We start from the raw sequence: 4,742 nt of genomic DNA on the forward strand, positions 1-4,742 counted from the left end.
ACTGCGACAACCGGGCTAACGGCTACGTCGGTGACAACTGGCGGGCCGGCCGGATCCGGCTGGCGGTCGCGGTGCCGTCCGGGCCGGGCTGGGCGGCCGGCTCGCGGTGGTACCGCTGTGACCTGATCCGCGACGCCCGGGCGGAGGCGATCACCCTGGTCGAGGAGGATCCCGAACTGGCCCGGCATCCGGCGCTGGCCGCCTCGGTCGCGGCCCTGGTCGACGCCGACCGCGCCGAGTACCTCGAAAAAGGCTGAGGGCGCGCCAGCCGGCACGCCCTCAGCGATTGAAAGGAAGGGCCCCTTCTTAACGCCTCCGGTAGAGGAAGGGCCCTTCTTAACGGTCAGCTCACACGGTGAAGTGGATCCGCCGACGCCGTGCCAGCACGAACAGCACCGCGCCCACCGCCAGCAGGGCGATGGCACCCGCGGCGATGCCGCCGGCCGCCGCGCCGGTCACCGGCAGGCCGGGCGGCTCCTCGCCGCCGCCACCGCCGCCGCAGCCCTCGGGTGCGTAGATGACCTCAAGCTCCAGCCCCAGCTCCGGCAGGGCGACCAGCGCCGCCTCGTCGTCACCGGCCGGGAAGGTGACCTTCTCCGATTTGCCCGGCTCGACGGTCCGGGTCTCGGTCTTGTCGCCGTAGGTGAACTCCACCTTGACCGGTACGCCACCCTCCGGGTTCGAGGCGGTCAGCGCGAAGGTCTCGCAGTCGGCGTCGGTGGTCACCGTCGGCAGCGGGCAGTCCTCGGGACGCTCCCAGGAGTACGTGCCGTTCTCGATCACCTTGCCGTCGACCAGCACCTCGATCTTGCCGGCGTTGGCGGCGGGCACCACGGTCTCGTTGTCGGCCTTGCCCGGCTCGACGGTGACCGTCTTGGACCAGCCGTTCTCGCCCCGGACCTCGAACTCGACCGGGTACTTCGAGATCGAACCGTCGTTGCTCAGCGAGACGGTCACGGTGCCGTCGCAGGCGGAGGCGAAGGTGGAGGCCGGGGTGCTGCAGCTCTTGTCACCGCCGTTGTACCAGCCGGGCGGGCCGGCCGAGCGGTTGCCGGGTGCCTCCCGGTCACCCAGCTTCTTGGCGCCGTAGCGCGGGCCGTCCTCGACCAGCGGGTCGATGACCTCGTCCACGCCGCCCCAGATCAGGTCGACCTGGGTGTGGCAGTCCGGGATGCCGACGTTGAGCTCGATCTCGGTCTGGGTGCCGCCGAGGAAGTTGCTGTCCGGCGCGCCGTAGACATACTGCGGGGTGGCGAACTGCGGCCGGGGCGCGAAGTAGGACACCAGGGTGAAGTACTGCTTCTCCTCACCACAGAGCGGCAGGTCGCCCTCCAGCTTGACGGTCGCCGTACCCTTCGGGCCGTCGAAGGTGTGGCTGTACTTCGCCTGGCTGGCGTCGATGCACTTCGGTGCCGGGGCGCACGGGGCGTCGCCGCCGAGGTTGACGGTGCCGCTGTTGGTCTTCTCGCGCTTGTTGTCCCACCGGGCCTCGACGGTGAGCTTGGCGGTCGCGGTGTCACCCGGCACCCGCTGAACGGCCTCGACGGAACCGTTCCGGACGATCGCCACGCCCTCCAGGTCGACGGCGTCGGCGCCCGGTACGAGCACCTTGACCGGGGTCGACGGCTCGGCGGTCACCTTCCTGATCGTGGCGGCCTTGTCACGTTCGCTGTTGGCCACCGTCCACGTGATCACCCGCTCGCCGCTGAGCTGGTCGCAGACGACGGTGCCGGTGATGGTGGTGTGGTGGGCGCTGGCCGGAGTGGCCACCGCCGCTGCTCCGGTCATGCCGATGAGGGTGGCTGCCAGGACAGCCAGCGGTCGCCGCAGCGACAGCTTGGGTCGGATCACGCGTACTCCCGGGGTGAAGAAGCGTCAGGTTCCGCACGGGTGGACGGACGGCGCTGGCGGAGCTTGCCGCGCCTCAGACGGTGCCTCCCGTGCCACGGGCCGGCGGCGATAAAGCCGGCACCCGGCAGACCCTAGCGAGATCGTGAGTGTCGATACAGCCTTCAGTCACACCTAAGAATGATGTTATGAATGCGAAACCATTGATGTACGGCTCGTGACCGTGTGGGCGCTCCATGCGTCGATGTCCGCTTTGGCTGCGGAGCCGGCCCATCGCGCATTCGTCATGCCGGACGGCGTCGCGTGCCGCACTGGCGCTGCGCGGGCAGGGCGGGGCCGAACGCGCCGAGGGCGCGCCGACCGGTTGGTCGACGCGCCCTCGGTTTCAGGCTCGGGTCAGTTCACGTCAGGCGGTGAAGCGCAGCCGACGACGGCGGGCCACCAGGAACATCGCCCCACCAGCGGCCAGCAGCACAGCGGCACCGGCGATGATGCCGCCCGTCGCGGCACCGGTGACCGGCAGACCGCCGCCGCCGCCACCACCGGCGCAGCCCTCCGGCTGCTCCCACGCCACCGGCTCGCCCTCGAACACGCCCTCTTCGTCCACAAGGCTCGGCGTGACGACCAGGCCGTCGTAGGCGTCGAACGCGACCTCGGTCTTCTCGCCCGGAACGGCCTCCAGCGTCTTGACCGTGCCCTTCTCGGAGGTCAGGGTGACCGTGAAGGCGATGCCGTCGGCCGGGTTGTCGATCCCGAAGATCAGCTCGTCGCAGGTCTCGGTGAGCTCGAAGGTCGGCTCACCCGGCTCCGGCACGACCGGCTCGTCGGTCGGCGACGGCTCGGGCGTCGGCTCGGTGGTCGGCTCCGGCTCCGTGGTCGGCTCGGTGGTCGGCTCCGGCTCGGTAGTCGGCTCCGGCGTCGGCTCCGTGGTCGGCTCCGGCTCGGTGGTCGGCTCCGTGGTCGGCTCCGGCGTCGGCTCGGTGGTCGGCTCCGGCTCCGTGGTGGGCGACGGGCTCGGCTGGGGCTTCGGGCACCAACCGGTGACCTTCGCCTTCTCGGTGCGGGTGTTGGTGACGGTCGACCGGTCCTTCGTCCAGACCGCCGTCACCGTCAGGTGGGCGGCATTGCCGCGGGGCACGAGCTGCTCGCCGACCAGCGAACCCTCGCCCAGCTTCGGCAGCTTAGCGCCGACCACGATGTTGGTGATCGAAGAGCGGGACGGCGAGGACACCCGGGTGATCTCGGCCTCCCACCGGGACTCGCTGTTGGTGACGGTCCATTCGACCTTCACGTCACCGTTCTTCAGCTTGCAGCCAACGCCCTTGATGACCGGGTGGTGGGCGCTGGCGGGGGAGGCGACCACGGCGACGCCGGCCAGGCCGATCAGCGCGCCGGCGGCAGCCGCCGCCACACGCCGGAAGTTCAGACGGTTCACGTCTACTCCTGATTGGAGGGAACTCGGAGGTGACATCAGGCGGGCGGGAAGCAACACACCGCGCCCGACACCCGGCAGACCTTATCGATCTGGCGTGACTTGTCTTGCCCTTCAGCGACGCCTAAGGATCTTGTTGTTAATCTGTGATCTTACATATACGGAAAGTCCTCGGATGGCTGCGGAGCGATCAAGTGCCGGTCGTCCGACGTCGGCTGGGGCGTCGCGTAGCGTCGGGGCATGAGCGACCGGCAGGTGACGGCATGAGCGAGCGGCAGCGAGCGAATCAGCAGCGCAGTGCGGAAACTGCTCAGGTCGACGCCGAGCGCAGCGGGGTGGCGGCATGAGCAGGTGCAGGCGATGACCCGGATCGTCGCCGGCAGTCTCGGCGGCCGGCGGATCACCGCACCGCCGGGCGCCGGCACTCGACCCACCTCCGACCGGGTACGCGAGGCGCTGTTCAGCGCGGTGCAGGCGGAGATCGACCTCGACGGTGCGCGCTTCGCGGACCTGTACGCCGGCTCGGGCGCGGTCGGGCTGGAGGCGCTGTCCCGGGGGGCCGCACATGTGCTGCTGGTCGAGTCCGACGCGCGTGCCGCCCGGGTGATCCGGGAGAACGTGGCCGCCCTGCGGGTGGCACCCGCCGCCCGGTTGGTCACCGGCAAGGTCGGCACGGTGCTGGCCGCCGGCCCGGACGGCGATCCGTACGACGTGGTCTTCGCCGATCCGCCGTACGCGCTGCCGGACGAGGGCGTGACCGCGATGCTCGCGGCGTTGGTCGACGGAGGCTGGTTGGCGCCCGACGCGTTGGTGGTGGTGGAACGGTCCAGCCGGAGCGGGCCGGTCGAGTGGGTGGAGAGCGTCACTGGCCTGCGCAGTCGCCGTTACGGCGAGACCACCCTTTGGTACGGTCGCCGATCATGAGACGTGCGGTGTGTCCCGGCTCCTTTGACCCGGTCACCAACGGTCACCTCGACATCATCGGCCGGGCCAGCCGGCTGTTCGACGAGGTGATCGTCGGCGTACTGGTCAACCAGTCGAAGACCGGCCTGTTCACCGTCGAGGAGCGCATCGACATGCTCCGCGAGGTGACCGCCTCCTACGACAACGTCCGGGTGGAGTGGTTCCGCGGGCTGCTGGTGGACTTCTGCCGGGCCCAGCGGGCGACCGTACTGATCAAGGGCCTGCGGGCGGTCAGCGACTTCGACTACGAGTTGCAGATGGCCCAGATGAACATCGGCCTCGCCGGGGTCGAGACGCTGTTCATGCCGACCAACCCGCTCTACTCGTTCCTCTCTTCCAGCCTCGTCAAGGACGTGGCGAAGTGGGGCGGCGACGTCACCCCCCACGTCCCCGACGTGGTCCGCGAAGCCCTCAAAACCCGCCTCACCCCACCAGCCTGACCCGGTCACCACTGCGTCGATCTTGCACTTTCGGTCGCGTTCTTGCCCCGATATCCCCC

Annotated in this window: 5 protein-coding genes; 3 read left to right on the top strand and 2 right to left on the bottom strand. The window is 69.9% G+C overall.

The genetic code is table 11. The annotated features are described in order from the left end of the window. Positions 1-257, top strand: a 257-nt coding sequence (locus C1I95_RS36750; RefSeq protein WP_233514011.1) for a septum formation family protein, incomplete at its 5' end; no start/stop codon positions are given. Positions 258-348: 91 nt separating this feature from the next. Here the strand turns inward: C1I95_RS36750 and C1I95_RS31885 are convergent. Together C1I95_RS31885 and C1I95_RS35535 are read right to left on the bottom strand one after the other, a co-directional pair. Further along, entirely contained in the window at positions 349-1,851 is a 1,503-nt protein-coding gene (locus tag C1I95_RS31885) for a cell wall anchor protein (protein ID WP_111219574.1), read from the bottom strand. 403 nt (positions 1,852-2,254) lie between these two features. Next, entirely contained in the window at positions 2,255-3,283 is a 1,029-nt protein-coding gene (locus C1I95_RS35535) for a cell wall anchor protein (RefSeq protein WP_158566514.1), read from the bottom strand. Between the two features lie 357 nt (positions 3,284-3,640). Here C1I95_RS35535 and rsmD point away from each other — a divergent pair, with 357 nt between their 5' ends. Together rsmD and coaD are read left to right on the top strand one after the other, a co-directional pair. Further along, positions 3,641-4,204, top strand: coding sequence for a 16S rRNA (guanine(966)-N(2))-methyltransferase RsmD (rsmD, locus tag C1I95_RS31895; RefSeq protein WP_111219578.1), 564 nt, complete (start codon positions 3,641-3,643; stop codon positions 4,202-4,204). Then, positions 4,201-4,683, top strand: a complete 483-nt coding sequence (gene coaD / locus C1I95_RS31900) for a pantetheine-phosphate adenylyltransferase (protein WP_111219576.1) — start codon at positions 4,201-4,203, stop codon at positions 4,681-4,683. Before rsmD ends, coaD begins: the two co-directional genes overlap by 4 nt. Positions 4,684-4,742: the final 59 nt, after the last annotated feature.

This window comes from Micromonospora craterilacus (genome assembly GCF_003236315.1).
Classification (GTDB): Bacteria; Actinomycetota; Actinomycetes; order Mycobacteriales; family Micromonosporaceae; genus Micromonospora; species Micromonospora craterilacus.